2 protein-coding genes are annotated in these 2,426 nt (G+C 34.2%); both read right to left on the reverse strand.

The features are described from left to right. Positions 1 to 258 precede the first annotated feature (258 nt). Positions 259 to 990, reverse strand: a complete 732-nt coding sequence (locus tag AC3WTI_RS28350) for a DsbA family oxidoreductase (protein ID WP_087955364.1) — start codon at positions 988 to 990, stop codon at positions 259 to 261. Between the two features lie 171 nt (positions 991 to 1,161). Further along, positions 1,162 to 2,121, reverse strand: a complete 960-nt coding sequence (locus tag AC3WTI_RS28355; RefSeq protein WP_097842126.1) for an alpha/beta hydrolase — start codon at positions 2,119 to 2,121, stop codon at positions 1,162 to 1,164. Between the last annotated feature and the right edge of the window lie 305 nt (positions 2,122 to 2,426).

Here is a 2,426-nt window from a genome sequence, read left to right on the forward strand (position 1 = left end):
GCTCATTTGCGACTTCCTTATGTTAACATCTTCATCTTTCAATGTCAACTAAGTTTTTTATTTCGTTTGCCGCTTTCTGTGTTATTGCATCGGCGACTTGTTCTATATTACACCTCTATACTCTAATCGTCAACATGTTTTTATAAAAAACTTCATTTTTTATAAATCCTATTTACATTATCTATTTATATACCTCTTCTATAAGAATAGATAAGCAACCCATAAAATACTCTATGGGTTGCTATTCCATTATAAAAACTATTGTTCTTTTGAAGGTACTGAACAACTTTCATCCGTACAAGACATATCGCTTCCACCTTCTGAAGAAAGCTCTTGTAACTTAGGTGTTGGATTCTCTTCTTCCCACACTTGCTGAAGTGCACCAACAAAAGTTTCAAGTGGTTGTGCACCTGAAATAGCATACTTTTGATTAATAATAAAATAAGGTACTCCTGAAATTTGATATCGCTGGGCAATTGCTTCATCAATTCTAACATCATTTGCATATGCACTTTTATCATGAATAACACGTAAAGCTTCTTGTTTATCTAAACCTGAAGCTTCAGCAATAGTAGCAAGCGTATCTACATCACTTAAATTTCTCGATTCTGTGAAATATGCAAAAAGGAGATTTTCCGTAATCTCTTTTTCTTTCCCTTGATCCTTTGCAAACTTCGCAAGACGATGTGCATCAAAAGTGTTCGTCGGCTTCATCTCATCAAAGTTAAAACTTAAACCCATACTCGCTGCATGATTTCCTAGTTGTACGTTATTACGCTTAGCTTCTTCAATACTAATCCCATACTTTGATGCGAGTACTTCATTAATACTTGTTCCAGAATAGATTGGAGCATTTTGGTCTAATTCAAAACTTTTAAACTCAACTTCAACGTCCTTCTTATGCGGAAATTGCTCTAAAGCCATTTCTAATCTACGTTTCCCAATGTAGCAAAACGGGCATACGAAATCTGACCATACTTCAATTTTCATAGAAACACCTCATTAACATATAGTTTTCAATCATTGTAGCACTGAGATTAAGGAATTCAAAAGTTTTTGCTCTATCCCCTTCATATAGTAGATACCTGATTAATAAAAAAACGATAATCAAAAGAATAAACTATTATCCCTCTGATTATCGTATATAAACATGAAACAACTTTACGCCGGAATATACTTCCCTACGAATTTCCATACCGTATTCCAATATTTATTTGAATCTATCTTCTCAGCTTCTCCATGTCCAGCACCTGGAACAATTAATTTCTCTTTTTCTACTTTTGCAGCATTGTATAATTCATCTAACATTTCATAAGGAACAAATGTATCGGCATCCCCATGAATAAATAGCATCGGTGTTTTACTTTTCGCTACTTGTTTTACAGCTGAAGCTTCTTCTAAATCATATCCAGCTCTTAATTTTGTAATTGTATTTGCCGCGTTCATAACAGGAAACTTTGGCAAGTGGAATAAATCTTTTAGTTGATAAGTAAATTCATCAATAACAGTTGAGTATCCACAATCTTCAATAATAACTTTCACATTAGAAGGTAACTCTTCACCTGAAGTCATCATTACAGTTGCCCCGCCCATTGAAACACCAAAGAGTGCTATTTCAGCATTAGGGTCTTTCTTTATAATTTGTTGAATCCAAATCAAAATATCTTTACGATCGTGCCAGCCCATCCCTATATAATCGCCTTCACTATTTCCGTGCCCACGAAGATCTGGCGCTATGACGTTATAGCCTTGTTCATAAAAATTTCGGATATATTTCGTCATTTTCGATGCCCTGCTATCATATCCATGAACTACAATTGCCCATTTATGGCTAGATTGTTCATTCATATATTCATAACCTGTTAATTTCAACTTATCGAAAGAATTTATGTTTCGTGTATTAGGTTTATGATTGGATACAAAGCTCGCATCCTTTTCTTCATTTGTAGCGAACACACCTCCCGATGCATTCACTGTTTCTACTAAATGAGGATTATCCTCTAAAAATTCCTTCTTTTGTTTCGCATTCAACGCATAATTATAAAAATAATTCCCGACTAACATATAAGTAATTGCTAGAAGGACTAAAACTACTATAGTAATTACACCTATCTTTTTCATATTATCTCCTTTTTAAAATTATATCTTCTTATATTCAAGTACTCAAAAAACAACTGCACTATTTTAACATACCGACAGATCGCTTCTACAAAAAATAAAATAGAAAATCTTAAACTACAGATCAAAAATAATGAAAGAAAATGAATATGAGGGGATCAAAAGAATAAGGATTACTTACTTGAGGCTGATTAGAAGTTAGAAACACAAAAAAGACGAGTCATTCTGACCCGTCTTACAGTTGCTTGGCGACGTCCTACTCTCACAGGGACAAGGTCCCAACTACCATCGGCGCTAGAGAGCTTAAC

This window comes from Bacillus sp. EB106-02-03-XG38 (assembly GCF_058792175.1).